Source organism: Mesorhizobium sp. M0047 (genome assembly GCF_040323315.1).
GTDB lineage: Bacteria > Pseudomonadota > Alphaproteobacteria > Rhizobiales > Rhizobiaceae > Mesorhizobium.
Map to the genome: position 1 here is coordinate 1 of NZ_JAMYUW010000046.1, position 25,318 is coordinate 25,318.

Annotated in this window: 22 protein-coding genes; 8 read left to right on the forward strand and 14 right to left on the reverse strand. The window is 63.0% G+C overall.

Going from position 1 to position 25,318, the window contains the following annotated elements; genetic code table 11:
- Positions 1-131: 131 nt before the first annotated feature.
- From NKJ89_RS29975 to NKJ89_RS29985, 3 genes are all read right to left on the reverse strand, one after another.
- Entirely contained in the window at positions 132-782 is a 651-nt protein-coding gene (locus NKJ89_RS29975; protein ID WP_352607855.1) for a dihydrofolate reductase family protein, read from the reverse strand.
- Between the two features lie 109 nt (positions 783-891).
- Positions 892-1,746, reverse strand: a complete 855-nt coding sequence (locus tag NKJ89_RS29980) for a protein-L-isoaspartate O-methyltransferase family protein (RefSeq protein WP_352607948.1) — start codon at positions 1,744-1,746, stop codon at positions 892-894.
- Between the two features lie 90 nt (positions 1,747-1,836).
- Positions 1,837-3,201: an Nramp family divalent metal transporter gene (locus NKJ89_RS29985; protein ID WP_023761862.1), complete on the reverse strand. Its 1,365-nt coding sequence runs from the start codon at positions 3,199-3,201 to the stop codon at positions 1,837-1,839.
- Positions 3,202-3,437: 236 nt separating this feature from the next.
- On the opposite strand from NKJ89_RS29985, the gene mntR reads away from it, so the two are divergent.
- Positions 3,438-3,893, forward strand: a complete 456-nt coding sequence (gene mntR / locus NKJ89_RS29990) for a manganese-binding transcriptional regulator MntR (RefSeq protein WP_023761861.1) — start codon at positions 3,438-3,440, stop codon at positions 3,891-3,893.
- A 76-nt stretch (positions 3,894-3,969) separates the two neighbouring features.
- Here mntR and NKJ89_RS29995 read toward each other — a convergent pair whose 3' ends face one another.
- On the reverse strand, positions 3,970-6,039 hold the full coding sequence (locus tag NKJ89_RS29995) for a hypothetical protein (RefSeq protein ID WP_352607858.1): 2,070 nt from the start codon (positions 6,037-6,039) through the stop codon (positions 3,970-3,972).
- Between the two features lie 240 nt (positions 6,040-6,279).
- Between NKJ89_RS29995 and ypfJ the strand changes: the two genes are divergently transcribed.
- Together ypfJ and NKJ89_RS30005 are read left to right on the forward strand one after the other, a co-directional pair.
- Positions 6,280-7,194: a KPN_02809 family neutral zinc metallopeptidase gene (gene ypfJ, locus NKJ89_RS30000; RefSeq protein ID WP_352607861.1), complete on the forward strand. Its 915-nt coding sequence runs from the start codon at positions 6,280-6,282 to the stop codon at positions 7,192-7,194.
- A 156-nt stretch (positions 7,195-7,350) separates the two neighbouring features.
- The gene (locus NKJ89_RS30005) at positions 7,351-8,616 is read left to right on the forward strand and encodes a TCR/Tet family MFS transporter (RefSeq protein WP_352607864.1); all 1,266 of its coding nucleotides are present in this window, start codon (positions 7,351-7,353) and stop codon (positions 8,614-8,616) included.
- Between the two features lie 59 nt (positions 8,617-8,675).
- Here the strand turns inward: NKJ89_RS30005 and carA are convergent, their stop codons facing one another.
- Entirely contained in the window at positions 8,676-9,893 is a 1,218-nt protein-coding gene (carA, locus tag NKJ89_RS30010; RefSeq protein ID WP_352607866.1) for a glutamine-hydrolyzing carbamoyl-phosphate synthase small subunit, read from the reverse strand.
- Between the two features lie 267 nt (positions 9,894-10,160).
- Between carA and NKJ89_RS30015 the strand changes: the two genes are divergently transcribed.
- Both NKJ89_RS30015 and NKJ89_RS30020 read left to right on the forward strand, forming a co-directional pair.
- The gene (locus NKJ89_RS30015) at positions 10,161-10,610 is read left to right on the forward strand and encodes a GatB/YqeY domain-containing protein (protein ID WP_352607868.1); all 450 of its coding nucleotides are present in this window, start codon (positions 10,161-10,163) and stop codon (positions 10,608-10,610) included.
- A gap of 208 nt (positions 10,611-10,818) precedes the next feature.
- Entirely contained in the window at positions 10,819-11,112 is a 294-nt protein-coding gene (locus tag NKJ89_RS30020) for a hypothetical protein (protein ID WP_352607870.1), read from the forward strand.
- Positions 11,113-11,170: 58 nt separating this feature from the next.
- Here the strand turns inward: NKJ89_RS30020 and NKJ89_RS30025 are convergent, their stop codons facing one another.
- The 7 genes from NKJ89_RS30025 to NKJ89_RS30055 all read right to left on the reverse strand — a co-directional run bounded on the left by NKJ89_RS30025 (position 11,171) and on the right by NKJ89_RS30055 (position 16,755).
- Complete coding sequence (locus tag NKJ89_RS30025; RefSeq protein WP_352607873.1) at positions 11,171-12,088, reverse strand: NADP-dependent oxidoreductase; 918 nt, start codon at positions 12,086-12,088, stop codon at positions 11,171-11,173.
- Positions 12,089-12,314: 226 nt separating this feature from the next.
- Positions 12,315-12,671, reverse strand: coding sequence for an SPW repeat protein (locus NKJ89_RS30030; protein WP_352607876.1), 357 nt, complete (start codon positions 12,669-12,671; stop codon positions 12,315-12,317).
- A 202-nt stretch (positions 12,672-12,873) separates the two neighbouring features.
- Positions 12,874-13,743: a hypothetical protein gene (locus tag NKJ89_RS30035; protein ID WP_352607878.1), complete on the reverse strand. Its 870-nt coding sequence runs from the start codon at positions 13,741-13,743 to the stop codon at positions 12,874-12,876.
- A gap of 162 nt (positions 13,744-13,905) precedes the next feature.
- Positions 13,906-14,340: a CBS domain-containing protein gene (locus tag NKJ89_RS30040; RefSeq protein ID WP_352607880.1), complete on the reverse strand. Its 435-nt coding sequence runs from the start codon at positions 14,338-14,340 to the stop codon at positions 13,906-13,908.
- Positions 14,337-14,576 (reverse strand): hypothetical protein, encoded by a 240-nt coding sequence (locus tag NKJ89_RS30045; protein WP_352607882.1) that lies wholly within the window; start codon positions 14,574-14,576, stop codon positions 14,337-14,339. The genes NKJ89_RS30040 and NKJ89_RS30045 overlap by 4 nt, the downstream gene beginning before the upstream one ends.
- Before the next feature lie 158 nt (positions 14,577-14,734).
- Complete coding sequence (locus NKJ89_RS30050) at positions 14,735-15,712, reverse strand: hypothetical protein (RefSeq protein WP_352607884.1); 978 nt, start codon at positions 15,710-15,712, stop codon at positions 14,735-14,737.
- A 95-nt stretch (positions 15,713-15,807) separates the two neighbouring features.
- Entirely contained in the window at positions 15,808-16,755 is a 948-nt protein-coding gene (locus NKJ89_RS30055; protein ID WP_352607886.1) for a hydrogen peroxide-inducible genes activator, read from the reverse strand.
- Between the two features lie 259 nt (positions 16,756-17,014).
- Here NKJ89_RS30055 and katG point away from each other — a divergent pair, with 259 nt between their 5' ends.
- Both katG and NKJ89_RS30065 read left to right on the forward strand, forming a co-directional pair.
- Entirely contained in the window at positions 17,015-19,210 is a 2,196-nt protein-coding gene (gene katG, locus NKJ89_RS30060) for a catalase/peroxidase HPI (RefSeq protein ID WP_352607888.1), read from the forward strand.
- 277 nt (positions 19,211-19,487) lie between these two features.
- Positions 19,488-20,045 carry a GNAT family N-acetyltransferase gene (locus tag NKJ89_RS30065; protein ID WP_352607890.1) on the forward strand — a complete coding sequence of 186 codons (558 nt, stop codon included), beginning with the start codon at positions 19,488-19,490 and terminating at the stop codon, positions 20,043-20,045.
- Positions 20,046-20,235: 190 nt separating this feature from the next.
- On the opposite strand, the gene NKJ89_RS30070 is transcribed toward NKJ89_RS30065, so the two are convergent.
- Positions 20,236-20,652: a MerR family transcriptional regulator gene (locus tag NKJ89_RS30070; RefSeq protein ID WP_352607892.1), complete on the reverse strand. Its 417-nt coding sequence runs from the start codon at positions 20,650-20,652 to the stop codon at positions 20,236-20,238.
- 107 nt (positions 20,653-20,759) lie between these two features.
- On the opposite strand from NKJ89_RS30070, the gene NKJ89_RS30075 reads away from it, so the two are divergent.
- A complete protein-coding gene (locus NKJ89_RS30075) occupies positions 20,760-22,970 on the forward strand; it encodes a heavy metal translocating P-type ATPase (RefSeq protein ID WP_352607894.1) in 2,211 nt (736 codons plus the stop codon).
- Positions 22,971-23,073: 103 nt separating this feature from the next.
- Here NKJ89_RS30075 and NKJ89_RS30080 read toward each other — a convergent pair whose 3' ends face one another.
- Positions 23,074-25,242, reverse strand: a complete 2,169-nt coding sequence (locus tag NKJ89_RS30080) for an amylo-alpha-1,6-glucosidase (protein WP_352607896.1) — start codon at positions 25,240-25,242, stop codon at positions 23,074-23,076.
- Positions 25,243-25,318 lie beyond the last annotated feature (76 nt).

A 25,318-nucleotide genomic window follows, 5' to 3' on the forward strand; every position in this document is an offset into this window, starting at 1 on the left:
CCTGTCTTCTTCCCCCCTCGATCCATCCTCTCTCCCCCACACCCCACCCCCCCACCCCCCCCCCCCCCCCGCCCCCGCCCCGGCCACCACTCCCCCATGTCATGGGGGCGAGGAACCCAGGCCCTGCAATTCTACTTCCAGTTCTTGCGCCGCTCGAGTTCGGCTTCCGATGGCTCTCCCGTGACAAAGGAGCCGACCTTGATTTCGCCCGCGCGCTCGTAAGTTGCCATGATGACGCCGGTGCTGGAGACCTGCGACTTGGCAAGCCTGAAGGCGGCCGGCATCGCGTCATCGCCGAACAGCCGCTTGCCCTTGCCCAGCAACAGCGGAAAGGTCATCAGCCGGATCTCGTCGATCAGCCCGTTGGCGAGCAAGGTCTGGATCAGATTGCCCGATCCCTGGATGAGCAGGTCAGGTCCATCCTCCTGCTTGAGGCGGCGCAATGTCGCGACGATATCCGGCCCAAGCGATTGCGTGTTCTGCCAGGTGAGGGTGTCAGGCCGATGCGTCGCCACATATTTGGTCGCGGGGTTGAAGGCATCCGCGATCGAATCTTTTTGATACGGCCAGTACGCGGCGAAGATGTCGTAGGTTCTGCGGCCGAGCAGCAGGGCGAAGGGTTTGGAGAAGAGTTCATCTATTGCCGCGCCCGCCACCTCGTCAAAGTAATGGAACGTCCAGCCGCCGAACTTGAAGCCGCCGACAGGATCCTCTTCCGGACCGCCGGGTGCCTGCATGACGCCGTCGAGGCTAACGAATGTCGCAGCGATGATCTTTCTCATTTCAAAGCTCCCTTTTCTTCACTCCATGCCGTTGTGGCCAGAGTTCAACCCAAGGACGGACGCCCGCTCGCCGGTCCGACAGGACATATGAAATTTTGGCGAAGCTGGTTCATTTGCGAGGCCTGGTGCGCGGGCCGCCATCGAGATTTTTCGATGAGAACCAGACATCGCCGAAGACTGCGGTGGCCGTGCGGTCCGGCGCCTTGTCCTCCATCAGCCAGATCGAGCGGCTGCGCGCGGCCTGCTCGCGTGTCGGGATTCTAACCGCGGGGCCCGCAACCGAGGCGCCGACACAGGGAATGAACCACGACCGCATGAACGGATCGCAAGCGAAGCCCTTTTCGGTGCGGGTCACCATCACCGCGAGAGGCACACGCTCGGCCGGGCGCCAGGGAAAGATCATGCGGCCGCCTGGTCGCAGCACCTTCAGCCATCCGGCCGGCGGCGCGGCCACGCCGGCATTGACATAGACGATGTCGGATGGCGGCAAGGGCATCGTCACCGCATTGCAATGGACGACGGTTACATTGCCATAGGCTTCAAGATTTCGTCGCGCGAGGTTGGCTAGATTTTCATCGAGTTCGAAAGCGGTGACGGTGCCGCCTGGTGAAACCAGCCTGGCCAGCACAGCGGTGTAGTAGCCGGTGCCGGCGCCGATATGAGTAACGGCTTCGCCAGGTTTCGGCGCAAGCTTCCCGATCCACATGGCGTGCAGGAACGGCTCGCCATTGTTGATGCCCTTGTCGGCATCGAGCGCTACCAACACATTCTGGTAGATGTGCGCCGGATCGGCGCTCGGCGTGGTGATCTTGCCGTTGCCGGCGATGATCGTCCACGGCCCGGGACCGAGGAACGCCTCGCGCGGCACCTCGGCGAAAACCGCCTCCAGGCGCGGGTCGGGCGATCCGGCATTGGCGGCCATCAGCCGCGCGTAGAACTTCCTGATGTCTTCGATCCGGGGCATGATGCCGGAGAACATAGCGCGGATCGTCGAATTGTCGTGGAAGCTCCCCTCTGCGCGGAGGGGCAGTTCGATTTCCCGGCGGGGCTGAGTTCAGCCGACCCCGAACATTGTCTCGTAGAGCAGCTTGAAATTGAGCACCAGGATGATCGCGGCTACCACCCAGGCAAGAGCAGCGACGCCGCGCGGGATGGCGAGGTTGCCCATCTTCTTCTTGTCGGAGACGAACTGCACCAGCGGAATGACCGCGAAGGGCAGCTGCATCGACAGGATCACCTGGCTGAACACCAGCAGCTGGCCGGTGCCCTTTTCGCCATAGAGCGCAGTGACGACCACCACCGGGACGATGGCGAGGCCGCGCGTCAAAAGACGGCGCGCCCAGTTGGGAATGCGCAGGCGCAGGAAGCCTTCCATGACGATCTGGCCAGCCAGCGTCGCCGTCACCGTCGAGTTGAGGCCGGAAGCCAACAGCGCCACCGCAAACAGGATCGAGGCTATGCCGAGGCCGAGCAGCGGCGACAACAGCTCGAAGGCTTGGCTGATCTCGGCGACGTCATGGTGACCAGTGTTATGGAAAGCGACCGCAGACACGATCAGGATCGAGGCGTTGACGAACAAGGCCAGCATCAGGGCGATGGTCGAGTCCGTCGTTGCCCATTTGATGGCGTCGCGCTTGCCCTTGTCGGTGCGTTCATAGGCGCGGGTCTGCACGATCGAGGAGTGCAGATAGAGGTTGTGCGGCATGACGGTGGCGCCGATGATGCCGATGGCGATGTAAAGCATCGCCGGATTGGTGACGATTGCCGACGACGGCACGAACATCGCATGCAGGATCGAGCCGGCCGGCGGGGCGGCGGCGAAGATCTGGATGGCAAAGCAGCCGAAGATGATGATCAGCAGCGCGATGACGAAGGCTTCGAGATAGCGGAAGCCCTTGTTCATCAAGAGAAGCACGAGGAAGGCATCGAGCGCCGTCAGCATGGCGCCGCCGATCAGCGGAATGCCGAACAGAAGCTGCAGCGCGATCGCGGTGCCGATGACCTCGGCTAGGTCACAAGCGATGATGGCCAGTTCGCAGGCGATCCACAGCACGAAATTGACCGGACGGGGATAATAGGCGCGGCAGGCCTGGGCGAGGTCACGGCCGGTGGCGATGCCGAGCCGTGCTGCCAGCGCCTGGAGCAGGATCGCCATAAGGTTGGACAGCATGATGACGAACAGCAGCGTGTAGCCGAACTGGGCGCCGCCGGCGAGGTCGGTCGCCCAGTTGCCCGGATCCATGTAGCCGACCGAGACCATGTAGCCCGGGCCCATGAAGGCGGCCAGGCGCCGGAACCAGACGCCCGAACCTGGCACGGCGATGGAAGAATTGACTTCGCGCAGGCTGGGCTGTTCGTCCTCCTCCGGCCTGGCGAAGCGCCATGAGGAGCGGGAAACTGTGGCTTCGACGTCGGACATGAACGAGGGCTTTCCGCGAAACTGGGCGATGTTGCCCTAAAGCTATGCCATGGCTCAACATTATGCAATATGCTATATTTCATTGTTCGTGCTTTTTGAGCGGTAGCCCTTAGCGCACGAAGAGGGGCAATTGGAGACGCTGGTTGCACCGGTGGCGGAATGCAAATAAACGGCCTGAAGAATCAGAGCCCGTGCTATGGATGCATGGACAGCAAAAGCCTCGGGAGGAGCGCGTATTGGCGCTGAAGAACAGATCGGTCCCGCGCGAAAAACCGCTGCCTGACGCCGACGTTCATTCGGAAGGCTTCCGGCAGACGCGCGAAGCGCGCCGCAGTGCGCTGGTCGAGGATTATGTCGAGCTGATCGCAGACCTGATCGAGGACGGCAACGAGGCGCGCCAGGTCGATATCGCCGCACGGCTTGGCGTTGCCCAGCCGACGGTGGCCAAGATGCTGACCAGGTTGTGCGCCGACGGGCTGGTGTCGAGAAAGCCCTATCGCGGCGTGTTCCTGACCGATGCCGGCCGCAAGGTCGCGGAGGAAAGCCGCATCCGCCACCAAACGGTGGAAGCTTTTTTGCGCTCGCTCGGTGTCAGTGCGGAAACCGCGCGCATCGACGCAGAAGGCATCGAGCACCATGTCAGCGCCGAGACGCTGGAAGCGTTTCGCAAGGCGATGACGGCGGCGCGCTGAACCGCACCCGCCGCCGGATTTCCCAGCCGCCGGCACCGAACCGGATCTTTCAATTCGCCTTCGGCAAACCGTTCTCTCACTCCCTGACATCCTGCACCCAACTGCGCGGGTGGCCGTCGACGCGGAACTGGAAGATGAAATAGGGCGGAATGCAGGTGCCCTTGCCGGCTTTCGCTTGTGCCAGATCGTCATAGCCTGATGTGCAGATATAATCCTCGCGGCAGGGATGCGCCTTGTCGCAGGCGCGCAGGCCGGCGGTCTTGGTGAATTCGCTGGTGCAGAATTTGTGGTCCTTGCCCGAGGCGACGCAGTCGTTGAAACCGGTCTTGGCGAGCCGGCCACAGGTCGCCTCGTCGGGCAGCTTGTCGCAGCTCGCCTTGCGCAGCATGCCGCCGGGAAAGCCACCGGTCTTCTGTTCGGGATTGTCGTAGCGCTGGCGCGCCGCACCGTAGCCGGCGAGCTTGACCGCTGGCTTCTTGTCACGAGCCGGATCGATGGCACAGGTCTTGGCGGTGGCTGGCGACAGGCGGCAATACTGGTCGTTGCCCCAGGTCGACATCTTGATCTCGCCGAACTCGACGGGATCACCGACCGCGGTGCCTGCCTCGCTGACGCAGGTGCCGAAGCCTGGATGGATGGAGCTTTCATGGACGCCGGCGCAGCGCAGGCCCGCGCCGCAGGTCCAGTCCTTGAAGCTTAGGTCCTCGCCGCGATAGCAGATCGAGCCCCACCCATTGTAGAGGTCGGTGCCCTTCAGCGCCTCCGCATATTTCTGGTCCGGACGGGCGGCGAAGCCGCGCGTAAAGTCCGGGTGACCGCCGGCGGCGAACTGCTCGACGATAGCGCGGCGGCGCGGCAGATCGGCGAAGAAGACGGCCGAGCCCGGCACGAAGACGGCGTTGCGGCGCGGCTCGCTGGCCGGATCGGCGCCGGTGTAGTGGAACCCGGCAATGCCATGCGTCTGGTGGCAGCCGGTGCAGCTCATCTCGTTGAGGCGCAATTCGAAACCGGCCACAGACCTGATGGAGGCGAGCGTGTTGCCCTTGGCGACATAGTCCTTCAACGCCTTGTCGACGTCGGCGTCGTCGACCAGCCCGTAGGCGATGTTGTTCTGCGACCGGCTGAGGCCACCGGGTGCGACGGAAACGGCGCTCTTGGCCAGGAATTTTTCGTCGATGACCAGCCGGCCATGATCGAGGTCGTAGATGTTGCGGTCGGTGAGCAGCCATTTGGCGAAGGACGGCTTGTCGGCCAGCACCGTGGTCCGATCGATCTGGTTCTCCATCTTCGATTCGTAAAATGTCGAGCTGGCCGGATCCCATTTGAAGATCTTCAGCAGATATTCGGCATGGCCGCCGAAATCGCGCCGCGTCGAGGCCGACAGCCGAAGCACCTGCATGTTGAGTTCCAGCCGCATGATCTGCGAGGAATTCAGCATGGCACCCGACAGCGGTCCCGCGTCGGAGCGCAGCCAGGCGGCAAGCTGATCGGGCGGCAGGTTCTGTTTCCCGGCAGCCAGCCAGCGCTGGGCGACATCGGCGCAGGACACATCGGTGGCGCTTGGCAAGTCCTTCGAGGCGCGGGCTTGCGCCCGCCTGGGTTTGGCGCTGAACACCAGGCTCATGGTCAGCGGCAGGCGCGAGGAAATGCGCTGGTCAGCCTTTCCCTTGGCCGGCTTTTCCGCGACCGAATAGTGGAAGCGGTAGATCAGCCGGATCTCGCCGCATTCGGTGTGGCCGAGATAGCCGCGATCCATGCGGTTGATGACGCCGGTCAGGTCGAGCGTCGAGCCGTCGTCGTCGATGTATTTTGGATTGAATTTCTGGCTGGTGTCCTTCGACTTCGCCATATCAGCAACATAAGGGTCCGGGCTGGTCTTCGGTTCGTTGGCGATCTCAAGCTTGACGGTGTCGCGCACCGTGGCCAGCGCCGGCACCGAAAACAGGCCGCGATTGTCGACCTCGCGGGTGAGGCCGAGTGCGGGTCCGAGCAGGCGGCTGATCGACAGGCCGCCGCGTTCGAGCGCCTGCAGGGTGGCGGGATCGGTGACAGCGACGCTGGAATCGAGCGTGACGGCGTGGGCGGACCCAATGCCAAAACAGGTCAGTGCCGTCAGCGACAGCAGGAATTGGCCGATCGTCCGCAAGCGCCCCTCGCTTCCATAGAGAACCGGCGAATTCTATATCGCGCACGACTTCAGGGAAACCTGCGAAAGCGACCCAGCGAGAGAGCGTCTTGTGGGCCTGATGGTGTAGCCGCAGGCGTTCTATCTGGCCTTGAGGCCGTCGAAAAATGCTGTGACTTGCCGCAACCGTTGGGATAATTGTTGTTCGGTTGAGCCGGCTTTACCGGGCAACGGGGGAAGTTTGCAGCGCGAGGAGTTGCCATGCTCTGGAAGGGCCGTCGTCAGAGTGACAATGTCGAGGACGACCGCAGCGACAGTGGCGGCGGGCTCGGCAGCGGCAGCCCCGGCCAGTTCCGCATTCCGATCGGCGGTCGCGCCGGCGGCGGCGGCAGCATCTTCCTCGTCATCCTGGTGGTGCTGGCCGGATGGTATTTCGGCTTCGATCCATCGACGATCCTGGGCGGTGGCGATGGCGGCGGTGGCCAGATCACCGACAACAGCGGCGGTGGCCAGGGCAGCGGCGCGGGTGCGCCCGCCAGTGACGAGATGAAGCAGTTCGTGGCGACGGTGCTGGCCGAGACCGAGGACACCTGGACCGGCATCTTCAAATCGCAGGGCCTGACCTACGAGGATCCGAAGCTGGTGCTGTTCAGCGGCCAGGTCCGCTCGGCCTGCGGCTTTGCCTCCGCGGCCGCCGGACCGTTCTATTGCCCCGGCGACCACAAGGTCTATCTCGACATGACCTTCTTCCAGGAGCTCGATCAGCAATTCGGCGCCTCGGGCGAATTTGCCCGCGCCTATGTGATCGCGCATGAGATCGGCCATCACGTGCAGAACCTGACCGGTATCATGTCCAAGTTCAATCAGATGCGGCAAAGCATGGGCGAGGTCGAGGCCAACCAGATGTCGGTGCGCATCGAGCTTCAGGCCGACTGCTTCGCCGGCGTGTGGGCGCATTACACCGACCAGAAAGGCATATTGGAGCAGGGCGACATCGAAAGCGCGCTGAACGCCGCCAAGCAGATCGGCGACGACACGCTGCAAAAGAAGATGCAAGGCTATGTCGTGCCGGAAAGCTTCAACCACGGCACCTCGCAGCAGCGGCAGACTTGGCTGGCGCGCGGCTACAAGAGCGGCAAGCTTTCGGATTGCAACACGCTGAGCGGGCCAATTTGAATAGCCGCTTCCGGGCGCTGCCCTGACGCCAAGGCGCCGTCAGGGGCTGTCAGGATGAAAGAATCCGATCCGTTCCCGCATTGTTCCTTACATCGGACTCGCCTATAAGATGCGTCCGCCTGCGCCCCAGGGCGACCACAGGAGCCGGGACCCGCCATGATCGATCCCAAAACCGCCAGACGGGGCCTTGCGCTCGTCTTCACCACACTGCTGCTCGACATCATCGGTTTCGGCATGATCATGCCGGTGCTGCCGGCCTATCTCAGGGAATTGACCGGGGTCAGCATCAGCGGAGCGGCGATCGAAGGCGGCTGGCTGTTCTTCGTCTATGCGGCCATGCAGTTCTTCTTCGCACCCATCATGGGCGGGTTAAGTGACCGGTTCGGGCGGCGGCCGATCCTGCTTGCCTCGGTGCTGACCTTTTCCGTCGACAATTTGATCTGCGCCGTGGCCTGGTCCTACCCGATGCTGTTCATCGGCCGTGTGCTGGCCGGCATTTCGGGCGCCAGCTATTCGACGACATCCGCCTTCATCGCCGACATTTCGAACGACGAGAACCGGGCGAAGAATTTCGGCCTGCTCGGCATCGCCTTTGGCGTTGGCTTCGTCATCGGGCCGGTCCTGGGCGGATTGCTCGGCGCGTTCGGGCCGCGCGTGCCGTTCTATTTCGCTGCCGGGCTCGCCTTCGTGAATTTCCTGATCGCGCTGTTCCTGTTGCCGGAAACACTCGACGACAAGCATCGCCGCCGCTTCGAGTGGAAGCGCGCCAATCCGGTCGGCACGCTCCTCCAGATGCGCCAATACAAGGGCATTGGCTGGATCGGGCTTGTTTTCTTCCTGATGACGCTCGGGCACATGATGTATCCGGCGGTCTGGTCGTTCGTTTCCAATTACCGTTATGGCTGGAGTGAGCAGCAGATCGGCTTCTCGCTCGGCGCCTTCGGCCTGTGCGGCGCGATCGTCATGGCGACGGTGCTGCCGCGGGTGATCCCCCGGCTTGGCGAGTGGAGGACGGCGGTCATCGGTCTTGCCTTTACGGCACTCAGCGCCTTCGGCTACGCGTTCGCGTCGCAAGGCTGGATGATCTATGCGGTGATCGTCTTCGGCTGTCTGGAAGCGCTGGCCGATCCACCGCTGAGGAGCCTCGCCGCCGCCAAGGTGCCGCCTTCGGCGCAGGGCGAACTGCAGGGTGCGATGACCTCGATCTTCTCGATCACCTCGATCGTCACGCCACTGCTCTATACGGCGATCTTTTCCTGGTTCACCGGGCCGAGCGCTCCCGTGACCTTCGGCGGCGCGCCCTATCTGGTCGGCGCGTGCTTCCTGGCGCTGGCGCTCATCGTCTTCGTCACGAAAGTTGCGAGGCCGGTGGCGCGCACAAGTGTCACTACCGGCGTCGCCGAAGATGGAGCACAGATATGAGGCCCCGTCTCAGAAAGACGTGCCCGGCAGGGCGTTGGGGGCAGCGCTGACGCGTCGAGTCAGGCCCGCTCGGCCAGCAATTCCTCGCCGCGCTTTTCGCGGATCAGGTTGACGAAGCGGCGGAACAGATAGTGCGAATCCTGCGGGCCGGGCGAGGCTTCGGGGTGATGCTGGACCGAGAACACCGGCCGGCCGGTCAGCGTGATGCCGCAGTTCGAGCCGTCGAACAGCGAGACGTGGGTTTCCTCGACGCCTGATGGCAGCGAGTCGGCATCGACGGCAAAGCCGTGGTTCATCGAGACGATCTCGACCTTGCCGGTGGTGTGGTCCTTGACCGGATGGTTGGCGCCGTGATGGCCCTGGTGCATCTTGGCGGTCTTGCCGCCCAGCGCCAGCGCCAGCATCTGGTGGCCAAGGCAGATGCCGAACACCGGAATGTCGGTCTTCAACAGGTCCTGGATGACCGGGACGGCATAGTCGCCGGTGGCCTCCGGGTCGCCGGGACCGTTGGAGAGAAAAATGCCGTCCGGCTGCATGGCGAGGATTTCTTCGGCGCCGGTCTTGGCTGGCACCACTGTGACCCTGGCGCCGAGGCCGGCGAGCAGGCGCAAGATGTTGCGCTTGACGCCGTAGTCGATGGCAACGACGTGCATCGAAGGCTCGGTCTGTTCGCCAAAGCCTTCGTTCCACACCCATGGCGTCTCGCGCCAGGCCGACGACTGGCCTGACGTGACCTCCTTGGCGAGATCGAGCCCGATCAGGCCGGACCATGCCGCGGCGCGGCGCTTCAGGTCGTCGAGGTCGAACACGCCATCGGGCGCATGCGCGATGACGGCGTTGGGCATGCCCTTTTCGCGGATCAGCGCGGTCAGCGCGCGGGTGTCGATGCCCGACAGGGCGACGATGCCGCGCTTCTTCAGCCACTGGTCGAGACCGGTGCCGGCGCGGTAGTTGGACGGGTTGGTGACATCGGCCTTGAACACGGCGCCGACGGCGCCGGCGCGGGCGACCGGGTTGAGGTCCTCGATGTCCTCGTCATTTGTGCCGATGTTGCCGACATGCGGGAATGTGAAGGTGACGATCTGGCCGGCATAGGACGGGTCTGTGAGGATTTCCTGGTAGCCGGTGAGTGCTGTGTTGAAGCAGACTTCGGCGACGGCGGAACCGGTGGCGCCCAGGCCGCGACCCTCGATGACGGTGCCGTCGGCCAGCACCAGAAGGGCGGTCGGCTTTTCTGTTGCCCAGGCGGGCGTCAAGGCGGCGGTCATATCGGCCATGGCGGCACTCCTATCGGGCTGCGCGCTTCCATAGGCCCGGCGGGCCATCCGCGCAGCAAACGGCGATTTCGCAGCTTCCACGCAGTCAAGCTTCAGTTCATGCAAGGCCCAGTACATAGGGGAAGGGGGCAGGGCGGTCAATGATCATGCGAAATGCAGCTTCGATTTATTTCATCTAGCAATATCAGAGGCTTGCCCTGGCATTTCAGGGTTTGCGTTGGCTCGTCCCCGGCGCTATTGTCCGCGCCGATCGAAGGAGAATGCACCATGCGCGGCAAAATCGCCGAATCCCTGAAGAGCGCGATGAAGGCGCAAGACAAGCAACGGCTGCCGACATTGCGGCTGATTCAAGCCGCCATCCACGATCGCGACATCGCCAATCGCGGCTCGGGCAAGGAGCCGGCCAGCGACGAGGAGATCCTGCAGATCCTGGCCAAGATGGTGAAGCAGCGCGAGGAATCGGCCAAGGCATTCGAAGACGGCAAGCGGCCGGAACTGGCCGCACAGGAGCGCGGCGAGATGGAGATCATCCGCGCGTTCCTGCCGACGCAGCTTGACGATGCCGCCATCCAGGCTGCGGCGCGCGAGGCGATCGCGGCGACGGGCGCGGCCAGCCAGAAGGACATGGGCAAGGTGATCGCCGCACTGAAGCAGAAATATGCCGGCCATATGGATTTCGGCAAGGCGAGCGGCATCGTCAAGGCACTGTTGCAGTAGTGCTCGTCTCGTCGCCGGAAAAGCATGACCGACGTCTCCACAGGCAGCGTTAGAATCCAATAGTCCACGCCGCATGTGGAAGCCATAAAAACGCTGCTTCAGACCTGCCACGCCAGATGCGGGGCCCCCACCTGGCGAGTCCAAGTCCTGAAATTTGGAACTCGGATACCGGCGAGATGTTTATCCGTCATGCAACTGGAGAGATGTCATGACTGAGAACGAAACCCGCTATGAAACCGGCGCGACGAAGTATCCGGCAAAGACCGGTGCCGACGCTTCCGATGAATTCTCCCAGGACGCGGCCGGCAACAAGAAGCCTGCCGGCGGCATGGGGCTCACCCGCCGGATGGGCGAAGTGGAAGACCGAACCCGCCAGTCGGAGGGACAAAACCCGCCGAGGCGAGCCGCGCCGAGTGCCGCGACACAAAGGGCGTCCAGCGCCAGTCCGGCGGTCGCCGAGCGTCGTTCAAAGGATGCCAAGGCTCCGAAGAGCGGGCGGTAGCCAGGAACCTAATTCAGCAAGTGAGCGCTCGGCCGAACCGGGCCACTTGGCGGGAAGCTTAGGCGGACACCTCAAGCACGATCTTGCCGCGCACATGTTCGTTTTCCAGCCGTTCCTCCGCCTTGGCGACCTCTCCAAGCGGATAGACGGCTTGCACGAACGGGGTGACCTTGCCGGCGTCGATGAGACGGCCGATCTGCGCGAGGTGCGCCGCATTCGGCTCGGCCATATAGGAGACGCCACGTGCCCGACGCAAATGTGCCTTTTCCTGCGAGGGTTGAGAAAGAGTTGAAACGAGCGTCCCTCCTGGCTTGAGAACGTCCCAGGAGCGGTCCTGGGTGTCGCCCGCTACCAAGTCGAACACCAGGTCGACCGCATCGACGACCTCTTCGAAACGCTGATCCTTGTAGTCGACCGCCTGATCTGCACCTAGCTCATGGACAAAAACGAAGTCTTGGGCGGAGACGGTTGTGGCGAAGAACGCGCCGGCGGCCTTGGCCAGTTGGATCGCCAGATGGCCAACGCCGCCGGCTCCGCCATGGATGAGAACCCTTTGCCCGGATTTGAGGCCGCCATGCTCAAACAGGCCCTGCCAAGCAGTGATGCCCGCAAGCGGCACCGCAGCGGCTTCGACGTGGCTTAGACGTTCCGGCTTCGCAGCCGCCTCCGTCGCCTTGACCACGACATATTCGGCATCGCCGCCCCGATCATGACCAAGCATGGCAAATAGCGGGTCGCCCTTCTTCAACGTATGAGCCCGCGTACCGCACGTTTCCACCACGCCGGACACGTCACGCCCCAATGTGACGGGCAATGCCTGACCCGCCGAACCCTCGCGGGTCTTGTAATCGACCGGATTGACGCTCGCCGCGCGAACCCTGAGCACAACCTCGTCGTCAACGGGCTGAGGAAAGGGGACTTGATCGATCGAAAGAACCTCAGGTCCGCCAAAAGCATGGATGCGGACTGCTTTCATGTCGACATATCTCCTCTTCGCTGGCAGTTGGCGACAGTGTCACCGTTAGCCGCTGTGCGGCTCCGGTTGCTATGGCGTCCGAGGGCGTTCATCGGCGATGAACAGAGCGCCGGATTTGGCGGCTGCCATTCGAACGGGCAGGCCGTCGGCCTGGCGGTCAGAGGCATCTTGGTCCGACCGCCAAATCGGCTTCATCACACTCGCTGCCGCAGCGACGCCAGTCCTGCTAGGCCGTAGATTGCGTTGGAGGGTTCTGGTACATCATCCACAGCTCGATCGCAGCAAGGACCGCGACCAGAACGCCGATTACCACATGCACGCTCATGGCCGTGCTTGCCTGGAATCCAAGCACCCAGGGAGACACGATTACCCAAAGACCCACAACGAGGTTCAACCACTCTTCCCAGATAGCAAAGGCGGAGAGGGCGGCAACCGAAAGCAAGAAAATCACGATGCCGCTGCCCATGGCGTTCTGGGACTGCGTCCCCGCCGCGAAGGCGAATATCCAGGGAGAGAAAAAGAGAACTGCTCCGAGGATTAGATTTGCCACGTCACAAAGCTTGGCGTTTGACCACTGGTTCATGATTTTTCTCCATCAAGCGTGCTTTCCACGCTTCCGAAGCTCAGTCGGCTGGCCTTGAAACCGCCGGTCCACATGGAGGCAAGGCTACAACCGGACTTGCTGGCACTGTAACTGTGTTGCAGGCCATTGGTTCCAATCAACAAATCTGGAGCACCACCGGCTGAGCGTGGTGGCGGGCATTTTTTTCCTCGGCTGGGAGCATTCAGCGACTCTTGATCGGCCCGCGCGATACAAACGCAGCGGGAAGGTGCGAGGTGCAGGCCATCACCCATGTGATCGCCTCTCGATCATATTCGTCACCAGAGCGCCAGTCCTCGAAGAAGGCGTTCAACGTGCCGACACGCTCGGGCCAGACGTCGCTGGCCTGCAGCCCCAGTGACACGCCGAAATTGGTGAAAGCGAACTTCGTGTCGCGCAGCCACGGCGCGCGGCTGAAATAACCTGGCGGGTCGACCCACATCGTTTCCAGGGTTCTAAGCGATCGCCTCGTCTGGACCTCGGCCCATGGCTCCGCGGGGAAGAAGTGGGCGAGCCACAGCATCATGCCGAGACCGAGATCCTGTTCGATATCGAGCGTTTGCCAATCGTGCTCGATCAGGTCACGCATCTGCGCGATTTCGGGCGCCAGCTCGTCTTCATCGAGAATCCGGTAGGAGACATAGCCATCATAAGCGTCCATGCTGCCGAGGCCATAGCCGGGATAAGGACTGCTCAAGTCCTCCTGCATCTTCCAGATCACACCGCGGCCGGGGATCACAAAAGCCGGGTGAATGTCACGCGCCAGTGCGACACCGCGCGCGCGGTATCGCGGTTTCAGATCGCCGAGACGCGCCAAGGCAAACAGCCACATCGCCAGGTAGTGGAAGTATTGACCGTCACGATCAGCCGCTTCCCCGATCCTCAATCCGCGCCGACGACCGAGCACGCGCTCTACATCGGCCACCAGCCGCTCAGCCTCATCCAACCAGCGCGTCTCGCCTGTTTCCGTGTAGAGTGAGACGTAGAGCACGACCCCGAACGCATCAGTCCAGAGATACCGCAAGCCGTTAGGCCAGATGCCGTCGGCGCGCATCCAATCAAGTTTTCGCAGTACATAGTCGACGTCATGCAACATTGGCACCAACCCGAACGGACTGACCATGCGGTTGCGGCATACGAAGCGACATCCGCCTCTGTTTGGGCCGGCTATCGCAATCTGGTGCCCGCAGCCAACGCCGCCCTTGTCAGGCTGGCCTCAATGCATCTGCGAATGCTGTCCGCCATGCCGCGAGATGCCGCTCAATGCCTCACCCGCTTCTGCCGATTCGCCATTCATGGCGAGGTCGCCCAGCGAAACAATGCCGATCAGCCGCTTGTCGCGGTTCAACACCGGCAGGCGCCTTACTTGAAGCTCACCCATTCTGTGAAGGACGTCGTCTGCGTCTTCGTCACCGAAACAATATTCGACGTCAGGGGTCATCACCTCGCGAATTTTGGCATCGGGTCCTTTGCCTTGGGCGATGCCGCGGATCGCGATATCCCGGTCCGTTATCATGCCGACAAGCCGGTCGTTCTCACCCACCGGCATGACGCCGGCGTCGAGACGGCCCATGGTTCGAGCGGCCTCGCGTATGGTTTGTTCCGGATTGGCGATCTGGACGTCTTTCGTCATACAATCGGCAATTCTCATCGTAACCTCCTCACGTTCTGCGGCCCCGCGCCAGCTGATGCTTGAATGAGCGCCATTGGAAAACGTTCCACGGTTTCGGTCTGCACGCGCAAATAGCCTGCCGGCACCTTTTGGTACCCATTTTCATGCGCGAACCGCCGCCGGCGGCGGTCGAAGGAGAATGCACCATGCGCGGCAAAATCGCCGAACCCTGAAGAGCGCTGTGAAGGCGCAGGACAAGCGCCGGCTGCCGACATTGCGGCTGATCCATTCACGACCGAGGCAGCCGCGGCGTCACGCCGGTGTCGTGGAGGTCGCTTGCTGGCTGGAGCATCCAGCCGATTTCACGCGGGCCGTGCTCGGTTTTCTACGCTGAGCCTCGGCATGGCTGAGTGAAGTCCGCACGGTGTGAGCTTCATGGCCCTTTGCAAATCGGCACCGGCTGCGGCGGTGGTGCCGGGTGGTCCTTGCTGTACTGAGCGATGATCGGCTCGAGGGTCTTTCGCGGCCAGAATTTCGGAGTGCCTATTTCCTTCAGGCAGGATGCGTTCCAGTAAGCGCCTGACTGCGAATGGCTGGACGCTACCGCGGCGATGTCGCGTGATTCAGGGTAGATGTAGAGCGTCGTCGGGTTATCCTTGACCATTGGGATGATCTGCTGGGCATCCGCCGGCGACCAGCTGGTGCAGCCATTGCTGCGGCCGCTTGCATAGTCCACCAGCTTGCCGAACGGCACGTAGCCATCGTGGTCGGCGTGCGAGCTGTTGGGATTTTTGCGCAGGCACATGCCGTGCAGCACTTGGGCAGCGTGGCCGCCGATCACCCGCTGCCTGGCGTTCGCGGCTTCGCCCTCGCCGTCGAACTGTATGAAGGTGCGCTGGAAAACCGCGTCCTGTTTCGCGCCGACGCGATAGTAGCCCTTGAAGGAGGTTTTCGCCTCGCTGGTCATATAGGCGCCGCCGGCGGTCAATGATGAATCCATCGCATTGCCGAAGTTCTTCGCGCAGCGTCTGCCGTTGGCGAAGTCGACGACGCCTTTCAAATTCCGGCCGCTGCCGTGGCCCGACGAAATCGCGCGAAACGACTGGCTGGCTTCGCAAATGACATAGTAGCGGTGTCCGGGCTTGCCATCGCCCAGATCGCTGGGGCGCGTCGCGTCCATGGCGAAATAGCAGGGGTTTTTGACCGCACCTTGCGCCACCTTCTTGAGGTAGAGCGCGCGCGCCCGTTCCAGCACCACTTGTGAGATCTGCCCGTCGCTGTCGCCGACATGGGCTTGTAGCCAGGCCGGAACGTCAGATGGTGCGGCAAAGGATCGGGCCGACACCGCCACTGCGATAACCATGACAAGAAGGCTGGCGACGACACCCAGATAGACAGATCTTAACCGCACCGGATCAATTCTCCTATCGAAGCGCTTTGCGATTCCTTGCGCCGCCGAGAATCGATCATAAATGGTCCCGCATCAATCGGCGAAACACATCTTGTTTAGCGCGTTGAGGTAGTTTCAGCCTGCTCAACCGATGCCGGATCGTACTGCGCGCGCAGCGCATCGGACGACTGGCGAACCACTTCGGAGATCAGCAGCAGCTGTTTGGCTATCGGGCTTGTCTTGCGCCAGATCATGCCGATGGTCCGCGACGGCTGAGGACTGGCGAAGTGGGCGATGGAAACCGACGCCGAGCGTGTCTCCACCGGCACGGCCATTTCCGGGATCAAAGTGACGCCGACGCCGGCGCCGACCATTTGTACCAAGGTCGACAGCGAGCTGCCGTCCAGCAACTCCCTTGGCCGTGCCGAATGCATATTGCAGAACGACAGCGCCTGATCGCGGAAACAATGGCCCTCCTCCAGCAAAAGCAGCCGCATCTCGCGCAGCATTTCGCGATTGGGCACCGGCTTTCCCTCGTCCTCGCCGGGCCGGACCAGCACGAAGTTCTCGGCAAACAGCACGATTTCGGTCAGCGACGCTTCCGAAACCGGCAGCGCGACGATGGCCGCGTCGAGCCGGCCGTCGGCCAGTTCCTGGATCAGCTTCTGCGTCTGCGTCTCGCGCACGTGGATTTCGAGGCCGTCATGCATGCGGGAAAGGTTGCCGATGATGGCAGGCAGAAGGTAGGGCGCGATCGTCGGGATCACGCCGATGCGCAGCCGGCCCACGAGCCGGTCGCGCGAGGCGCGGGCCAGATCCGTCAGTTCATCTACCGAGCGCAGGATGTCGCGGACGCGCAAGGCAAACTCCTCGCCGAAATTGGTCAGCCGGACCTGTCGCGGACCTCGTTCAAAAAGCTCCGTGCCCAGCGTTTCCTCCAATTCCTTGATCTGCACCGAGATGGCGGGCTGGGAGATGGCGCAGGCATCCGCCGCGCGTCCGAAATGGTTGTGTCTGGCCAGCGCTTCGAAATAACGCAGCTGCTTCAGCGTCAGGTTTGTCATAGCGTAATCTTATCGCTGCAATCAGGAAATCCAACTTAAATTAATCACGCGACTTTGCTATAGGAACTGCGAGGAAGATCAGGAGCAGCCGGGACCATCTGGTCCAGGCGCTCGCAGCGACGGACATCCAAGATATTCGGTCGCGTATCGGGCACAGGTCATCGCGCCTGCCATGAAACGGACCACCTCCAGGGGCATCCAGTGTCCTTGCTCACGCAGCCGTTGAAACAGCTCAACACAGCCACGATCGGAGAAAAACATGGACGCCAACACAGACGACAACAGCAAGGGCAAATGCCCGGTTGCGCATGGGTCCTCCCGCAGGAGCAACCGTGACTGGTGGCCAAACCAACTTGACCTCGGCGTTCTGCACCAGCAATCGAACCTTTCGGATCCGATGGGCGAGGCGTTCGACTATGCCGAGGAATTCAAGTCGCTCGATCTCGATGCGGTGATCAAGGATCTGCACCACGTGATGACGGATTCGCAGGATTGGTGGCCCGCCGATTTCGGCCACTACGGACCGCTGTTCATCCGCATGGCCTGGCACAGTGCCGGCACGTATCGCATCGGCGACGGCCGTGGCGGCGCCGGCGCCGGCCAGCAGCGTTTCGCGCCGCTCAACAGCTGGCCGGACAATGCCAATCTCGACAAGGCGCGTCGGCTGCTGTGGCCGGTCAAGCAGAAATATGGCCGGAAGATCTCCTGGGCCGACCTGTTGATCCTCGCTGGCAATGTCGCGCTCGAATCGATGGGCTTTAAGACCTTCGGCTTCGCCGGTGGCCGCGCCGACGTCTGGGAGCCCGAGCAGGACGTGGATTGGGGTTCGGAAACCAAGTGGCTCGACGACGAGCGCTACTCCGGCGACCGCGAACTCCAAGGCAATCTCGGCGCCGTCCAGATGGGCCTGATCTACGTCAATCCGGAAGGGCCGAATGGCAAACCTGATCCGCTGGCCTCGGCACGTGACATCCGCGAAACCTTCAGCCGCATGGCGATGAACGACGAAGAGACCGTGGCGCTGATTGCCGGCGGTCACACCTTCGGCAAGACGCACGGCGCCGGCGATGCCTCGTTGGTGGGGGCCGAACCGGAAGGCGCCGGCATCGAAGCGCAGGGCCTCGGCTGGTCGAGCAAGTACGCCACCGGCATTGCCGGGGACGCGATCACCTCGGGTCTCGAGGTGACCTGGACCACGACGCCGACAAAGTGGAGCAACAACTTCTTCGACAATCTGTTCAACTACGAATGGGAGCTGACGAAAAGCCCGGCGGGCGCTCACCAGTGGACGCCGAAGGGCGGCGCTGGTGCCGGCACCGTGCCGGATGCGCATGATCCGTCAAAGCGCCGCGCGCCTTCCATGCTGACCACCGATCTCGCGCTGAGGGTGGATCCTGCCTATGAAAAGATCTCGCGGCGTTTCCACGAGCATCCAGACCAGTTTGCCGACGCGTTTGCCCGCGCCTGGTACAAGCTGACCCACCGCGACATGGGCCCGGTTGCTCGCTATCTCGGCCCGCTCGTGCCGAAGGAAGTGCTGATCTGGCAGGATCCGATCCCGGCGGTCGACCACGAATTGGTCAGCGAGCAGGATATCGCATCCCTGAAGTCGAAGATCCTGGCATCGGGCCTGTCGGTCTCCGAGTTGGTCTCGACCGCTTGGGCGTCGGCCTCGACGTTCCGCAATTCCGACAAGCGCGGCGGCGCCAACGGTGCCCGCATCCGGCTCGCGCCGCAGAAGGACTGGGAGGTCAATCAGCCGGCCGAACTGTCGAAGGTGCTTGCCAGGCTTGAAGGCATCCACAGCGAGTTCAACGCGGCACAGACCGGCGGCAAGAAGGTTTCGCTTGCCGACCTCATCGTGCTCGGCGGCGTCGCCGCGGTCGAAAAAGCCGCGAAGGATGGGGGCCATGAGGTGAAGGTGCCCTTCACGCCAGGCCGCATGGACGCCTCTCAGGAACAGACGGATGTTCATTCCTTTGCGCCGCTCGAGCCGAAAATCGATGGCTTCCGCAACTATGCCAGGGGCAAGCAGCCGATGTCGACCGAAGCCATGCTGGTCGATCGGGCGCAATTGCTGTCGCTGACGGCGCCGGAGATGACGGTGCTGGTCGGCGGCTTGCGGGTGCTTGGCGCCAACACGGCCAAGTCGAAGCATGGCGTGTTCACCGACCGGCCGGGAACACTGACCAACGACTTCTTCGTCAACCTGCTCAGCATGAACACGGTCTGGGATCCGGCCTCCGGCTCCGACGAAGTCTATGAAGCGCGCGATCGTAAGACCAATGCCGTCAAGTGGACCGGCACGCGCGCAGACCTGATCTTCGGTTCGCACGCACAATTGCGCGCACTTGCCGAGGTCTATGGCTCCGCGGACGCCGGGCAGAAATTCGCCAGGGATTTCGTGGCGGCATGGACCAAGGTGATGAACGCCGACCGCTTCGACATCGCCTGAGATCGCTAGAGCGGGATGCATTTGAATTGAACCTGGCATCCCGCTCTAACTGTTTGTTTTAGCCGCATTTCTGCGACGCCAAGCGATTCCGCTTGGCTGCAAAATGCTCTAGTGGCGATCCGGCCTTGCCGGAGCGCCAATCCTCCCACGGCTTGGATCAGGGCCGCGTTTCCAGCGATGGGAACGCGGCCCTGTCGCAAGAGGCTGCCCCTTGGTGGATCGTGCCTTGCCGGGCAATACTGCTATCTCGTCTGCGTAGCGTCTCCGCTGGTGCACCATGGTCGAAATCGTCAAACCCGCGCTTGAACATTTGCCGTCCTACAAGGCGGCGCTCGAGCGTGGCTGGTCGCCGGACAATGTGCGGCTGATGGAAGCGACGCGCGAGCAGCTTGCGGCAATCGAAAAAGATCCGGTGGCCTTTCTCGCCGACCTCGACGATCCACAGGCCAGGGGCGGTCCGATCACCTTGCCCGATGGCAAGCAAGTGCCGCGCCTGCCGGGCTTCCGCCGCTGGATCTGGGACGGCGAGGCATCGGGCTCGATCGGCTTCCGCTGGCAGCTGGGAACGGCAGAGCTGCCGCCACATGTGCTTGGCCATATCGGCTATGCGGTGGTGCCGTGGAAGCGGCGGCGCGGCTACGCCACCGAGGCGCTGCGGCAGATGCTGGACGAGGCAAGGGCGGTCGGCTTGTCCTATGTCGAGATCACCGCCAAACCAGGCAATCCAGCCTCGCACAGTGTCATCCTTGCCAATGGCGGCAGGCTGGTCGAGCGCTTCTTCGAGGACGCCGCCTATGGCGGGGTGGAAAGTTTGCGGTTTCGGATCGAGTTGTAGGGGAATGGCGCAATCTTATCCGGGGCAGGCTGGGAGAAATCCCCTTATATCCGCTGGCGCAGCCCCTCTCCGACCGCTTCGCGGCCACCTCCCCCCACTTTCGTGGGGCGAGGAACCCAAGCCTTGCAGCGGCGGTGCGAGGTCTGCTTTCTGTCCTCACAGCTCCTGGATCGCTGCCAGCACCAGCCTCTCACCCATGCTCGTCAGTGCACAGCGCGTGGTCGGACAGCGCGCGGATAACGTAGCAGTCGCCGACCGTCTTGCCATTGCAGCAGGTGGCGATGCGTTCGAGTTCGGCCTCCAGCCGCTTCAACTGGGCGATCTTGTCCTGCACCGAGATCAATTGTTCCTCGGCGATCCTGTCGGCGTGGCCGCAGGGCTGCTCAGGATGGCCGCTCAATTCGATCAGCGAGCGGATGTCCTCGACAGCGAAACCGAGGTCGCGGGCGTGGCGGATGAAGGCCAGCCGCTCCAGTTCCTGCCTGGAATAGCGGCGCTGGTTACCTTCCGAGCGTTCGGGTGCGGCTACCAGGCCCATCTGCTCGTAGTAGCGGATGGTCGGTACCTTGACTCCGGTGCGGCGCGAGAGATCACCGATCGAAAACATGGGTTTTGCCTCTTGAAGCTCTAGTGACTAGAGCAATTACTGTGCCTAGCATCAGCATTCAAGACCCATGCGGCGACGCCGCACGGGCAAGACAGATAGGTGATGCGATGACGGTGCCTCTCAAGCAGACGCGGTTCAGGATCGGCGGTATGGATTGCGCCTCCTGCGCGGCCAAGATCGACACGGCGGTTCGCCGTCTCGACGGCGTCGCTGATGTCTCGGTTTCAGTGATCGGCGCCAGCATGACGGTCAGTCACGGTGGCGCACTGCCGGAAGACAAGGTGCTGCGGCAGGTTGCGCGGCTTGGGTATGGCATCAAAAAGGCCGAAGCCAGGATCGATGGGCACGCTTCAGCAGTCAAAGCGTATGACCATGCTGATCATGACCACGAAGGCCACGATCATGGCGAGCCGGCCAGCAAGCAGGCCATCGCTTCATACATGGGTGGCGAGCCGGGGCAGGCGTGGTGGCATTCCCGCCGCGCGACGCTGACGCTGGCTTGCGCGGCGGTACTTCTTGCCGCCTACGGCATCGGTCATCTGTTCCCAGTGTCCGAGCGCTGGGTGTTCCTGGCCGCGCTGCTGGTCGGCCTGCTGCCGGTCGCGCGGCGCGCGCTGATGGCGGGACTGGCCGGCACGCCGTTCTCGATCGAGATGCTGATGGCCATCGCGGCGACAGGCGCCGTGATGATCGGCGCGACGGAAGAAGCGACCGCCGTGGTGGTGCTGTTCCTGATCGGCGAACTCCTGGAAGGTGTTGCCGCCGGCCGTGCGCGGGCGAGCATCCAGCGACTTGCCGATATGGTGCCGAAGACGGCACTGGTCGAGCGCGCAGGCGGCACATCGGAGATTCCCGCTGAAGACCTTGCGATCGGTGACGTCATCGTGGTGCGGCCGGGCGACCGTATTCCCGCCGATGGCGAGATCGTCGAGGGTTCGAGCGATATGGACGAGGCGCCGGTGACCGGCGAGAGCACACCGAAGCGCAGGGGTGTCGCGGAAGTCGTCTTCGCCGGCACGATCAGCACAGACGGCGTGCTCAAGGTGCGGGTGACGGCAGCCGCGTCGGACAACACCATCGCCCGCATCGTGCGGCTGGTGGAAGAAGCGCAAGAGGCCAAGGCGCCCACCGAGCGCTTCATCGACCGCTTCTCGCGTTATTATACGCCAGCTGTGCTGGCCGTCGGCGCGCTGGTGGCGCTGCTGCCGCCGCTGTTTGCCGGCAGCGACTGGAACGAGTGGATATACAAGGGCCTGGCGATCCTGCTGATCGGCTGCCCCTGCGCGCTGGTCATCTCGACGCCGGCGGCGATCGCCGCAGGTCTTGCGGCCGGCGCGCGGCGTGGCCTGCTGATGAAGGGCGGTGCCGTGCTGGAAGGGTTTCGCGGGATTACGGCGGTCGCCTTCGACAAGACCGGCACGCTGACGGCGGGCAAACCAGTCGTCACCGACATCGCGGCCTATGGGCGCGACGAACGCACCGTGCTGGCATTGGCGGCAGCACTGGAGCAAGGCTCCAGCCATCCGTTGGCGATGGCGATCCTGGAGAGGGCCAAGACTGCCAAGGCGCCGGTGCCGCCGGCGCTGGCGGCGAAGGCGATTTCCGGCAAGGGCGTCGAGGGCAGCGTCGGCGCCGTCGCTGTCTTCCTGGGCTCCGGTCACGCGGCGAGCGAACGCGCCGTGATGACCAAAGCGGAGCGCCTTGCCGTCGACAGGTTCAACGGCCAAGGCAAGACGGTGTCGGTGCTTGTTGCCGATGGCGTGGTGGCGGGGTTGATCGCCATGCGCGATGAGCCGAGACCGGATGCGGCGTCGGGTATTGCGGCACTGAAGGCCGAGGGCATCCGGGCGGTGATGCTGACTGGCGACAACCGCCGCACCGCCGAAGCCATCGCCGCTTCGCTCGGCATCGAGGCGCGGGCAGAGTTGCTGCCACAGGACAAGCTGCGCATCGTCGGTGAGCTGCAGTGCGAGGGGTTGAAAGTCGCCAAGGTCGGCGACGGCATCAACGACGCGCCGGCGCTCGCCGCCGCCGATATCGGCATCGCCATGGGTGGCGGCACCGATGTGGCGCTGGAAACCGCCGACGCTGCGATCCTGCATGGCCGGGTCATGGACGTCGTGCGCATGGTAAAACTGTCGCGGGCGGTGATGGCCAATATCGGCCAGAACATCGGGGTGGCACTCGGGCTGAAGGCGGTGTTCCTGGTCACCACCATCGCCGGCATCACCGGACTGTGGCCGGCGATCCTGGCCGATACCGGCGCCACCGTGCTGGTCACCGCCAACGCCATGCGCCTGCTGCGCTGGCGCGGGTGAGTCGACAGTCTTACCGGAGGATCGCGGTCACGCCGGTGTTGAGCAGCGTGCATTGGCCGACGCGCACGTCGGGCATCAGTGATCGCATTGTGCGATCCGATCACTAAGAGTGCACCACCAGCGGCACGAGGCCCTCGTGCCGCTCATCGAGATAGCAGACCATGTGGTCGCCGATGCGCTGAAACGTAAGGTCGACCTTCGCCTTACCGACCGCTAGGTGCCGGATCACGATGTTGTCGATGCCGATCGGCAACCGGGGCTGCTGGACATTGATCTCGTGTTTCCAACCGTCGACTCGAATCCCCAGGCAGGCCTGCAGCAACATAAAGGCGGATCCGGCCGACCATGCCTGTGGCAGACAGGCTACGGGATAGGCGATCGGCGCGTCGCCGATCGCGCGCGTAAAGCCGCAGAATAGTTCCGGCAGCCGCATGTTGAAGCGGACCGCCGCCTCAAACATACTGCTCATCAGCTTTACAACGCTTGTCCGCTCCTGGTAGCGGGCGAGCCCAGCGGCGCAGATCGCCGTGTCATGTGGCCAGATCGAACCGTTGTGATAGGACATCGGGTTGAATGGAAGCTCGTCGTCGGCCAGGGTGCGAACGCCCCAACCGCTGTGGAGGTGAGCTGACAGCAGCTGCGCGGCAATCGATTGCGCCCGTTCTGCTGACGGTAGCCCGACATAAAGCAGGTGACCCGCGTTGGAGGCTCGCACGGCGCATTGCTTGCCTTCTCCGTCTATTGCCAAGGCGTAGAAGTTGCTCTCCGGCATCCAAAACCGCGTCTCCACCGCGCTGCGGATCCTTTCTGCCATAGCGCTCCAGCGTGCGGCCTTGGCGTCGTCGCCGCGCTTTGCCGCCAGTGCAGCCATGCCTTGGTAGGCCGCAAAGACATAGCCTTGCACCTCTACCAATGCGATTGGTCCCTTGGGTATCGTGCCATCGGCATGGAAGATCGCGTCGGCGCTGTCCTTCCAGCCTTGGTTGAAAAGCCCCGTATCCGACCCCCTGTTGTAGGTCACGAAGCCCTCTCCGTTGCGAGCTCCGACCTCCTCCATCCACGCGATCGCGGCACACAGGGAATCCCACATGCGGTCGACGAATTCGTGATCGCCGGTGCGATCGGCGTAGGAGCAAGCCAGGTAGACATAGAGAGGAGTGGTGTCGACGCCACCATAGTAGCGGCCGAACGGCAGTTCGCGCAGTACAGCCATTTCCCCCTTGCGCGTTTCATGCATGATCTTGCCGGGCTCGGCATCGTCAAATATCGACGTTTCTGTCGACTGATAGCGGGCAAGGTACGCCAGGACGCCGCGAGCGAGCTCAGGGTTCAGCCACAACATCTGCAAGGCGGAAATGACGCCGTCGCGGCCAAAGGCGGTCGAGAACCAGGGAATCCCCGCGTACGGATATGGCCCAGTTTCCAGATCAGTGGTCAGCAACGCGATGTCGGCGCGCGTGCGCGTGAGCCAGTCATTAAACACGCGACCGGAACTGAACACCGTGGCGCCCTGTCGACGCTTTGAGCGCATGGCAAACCGGGCCCGTGCCGCGGCCGCGCGGAAACGATCACTGGATGGGGCTTCTTCGCTGTGACCGACCTCCAGATACAGCTCTCTTCTGTCGCGCCTTGCCACCAGAATGCGAAACTCGGCGTGATTGGGATGCACCTGATCGGGCCTCATCGAAAACGCGATGACAGATTGGCGCGATACATTGTCGAGGCCTTCATATCGGAACGTGACGCTCTTCTCGCCGACCAACGCATCATGCGCACGACCACGGCGGCTTCGGGTAGTGCCGCGCACCTCGAACATATCACGGAAATCGGCGTCAAAGTCGAAACGGACCGGCAGCAGCACCTCGCGCCTGGCGTAGTTCGAGAAGGTGATCCGCTCGAACATGCGGTCCTGCCAGATGAACCGGGTCCGATTGATGTGGACGACGCCTGGCAGCGTTTCGCTGCCGTTTGGCCCGATGGTGGCCAGATTGGTGAGATTGGCGTTGAATAGAATGTTGTCCTGCGACAGCGAGGCGCCGAGCAGCGAGGGCATACGGCCGCCAATGAACAGACGGAAGCGCGACAGCACACGCGTATCGTCGCGGAAGAGCCCGTCGCCAGTGCCGCGTATGTCACCATAGCTGTCGGTGACGATGAAGCAGTCCTCATGCTTCAGAGCAAATTGCCTGTGCGGCTCGCGCGGCGCCGATTCGTCCAGTGCCGGGAGAGCCACAGCTGGATCAAGCTTTCGGTCTTCGACTTCAATGGTCATGTCAGCCCTCCTGTTCATCAGTCCCGTACTCGCGCGTGCGGTCGCGGGCAGCGTGGTTCGAATTCTTGGCGAATGA

Bases quoted from the DNA above. Each gene is read 5' to 3' on its own strand.
- NKJ89_RS29975 (WP_352607855.1), bottom strand. From the start codon at position 782: ATGAGAAAGATCATCGCTGCGACATTCGTTAGCCTCGACGGCGTCATG.
- NKJ89_RS29980 (WP_352607948.1), bottom strand. From the start codon at position 1,746: ATGCCCCGGATCGAAGACATCAGGAAGTTCTACGCGCGGCTGATGGCC.
- NKJ89_RS29985 (WP_023761862.1), bottom strand. From the start codon at position 3,201: ATGTCCGACGTCGAAGCCACAGTTTCCCGCTCCTCATGGCGCTTCGCC.
- ypfJ (WP_352607861.1), top strand. From the start codon at position 6,280: ATGCTCTGGAAGGGCCGTCGTCAGAGTGACAATGTCGAGGACGACCGC.
- NKJ89_RS30005 (WP_352607864.1), top strand. From the start codon at position 7,351: ATGATCGATCCCAAAACCGCCAGACGGGGCCTTGCGCTCGTCTTCACC.
- carA (WP_352607866.1), bottom strand. From the start codon at position 9,893: ATGGCCGATATGACCGCCGCCTTGACGCCCGCCTGGGCAACAGAAAAG.
- NKJ89_RS30015 (WP_352607868.1), top strand. From the start codon at position 10,161: ATGCGCGGCAAAATCGCCGAATCCCTGAAGAGCGCGATGAAGGCGCAA.
- NKJ89_RS30020 (WP_352607870.1), top strand. From the start codon at position 10,819: ATGACTGAGAACGAAACCCGCTATGAAACCGGCGCGACGAAGTATCCG.
- NKJ89_RS30025 (WP_352607873.1), bottom strand. From the start codon at position 12,088: ATGAAAGCAGTCCGCATCCATGCTTTTGGCGGACCTGAGGTTCTTTCG.
- NKJ89_RS30030 (WP_352607876.1), bottom strand. From the start codon at position 12,671: ATGAACCAGTGGTCAAACGCCAAGCTTTGTGACGTGGCAAATCTAATC.
- NKJ89_RS30035 (WP_352607878.1), bottom strand. From the start codon at position 13,743: ATGCGCGCCGACGGCATCTGGCCTAACGGCTTGCGGTATCTCTGGACT.
- NKJ89_RS30040 (WP_352607880.1), bottom strand. From the start codon at position 14,340: ATGAGAATTGCCGATTGTATGACGAAAGACGTCCAGATCGCCAATCCG.
- NKJ89_RS30045 (WP_352607882.1), bottom strand. From the start codon at position 14,576: ATGTCGGCAGCCGGCGCTTGTCCTGCGCCTTCACAGCGCTCTTCAGGG.
- NKJ89_RS30055 (WP_352607886.1), bottom strand. From the start codon at position 16,755: ATGACAAACCTGACGCTGAAGCAGCTGCGTTATTTCGAAGCGCTGGCC.
- katG (WP_352607888.1), top strand. From the start codon at position 17,015: ATGGACGCCAACACAGACGACAACAGCAAGGGCAAATGCCCGGTTGCG.
- NKJ89_RS30065 (WP_352607890.1), top strand. From the start codon at position 19,488: ATGGTCGAAATCGTCAAACCCGCGCTTGAACATTTGCCGTCCTACAAG.
- NKJ89_RS30070 (WP_352607892.1), bottom strand. From the start codon at position 20,652: ATGTTTTCGATCGGTGATCTCTCGCGCCGCACCGGAGTCAAGGTACCG.
- NKJ89_RS30075 (WP_352607894.1), top strand. From the start codon at position 20,760: ATGACGGTGCCTCTCAAGCAGACGCGGTTCAGGATCGGCGGTATGGAT.
- NKJ89_RS30080 (WP_352607896.1), bottom strand. From the start codon at position 25,242: ATGACCATTGAAGTCGAAGACCGAAAGCTTGATCCAGCTGTGGCTCTC.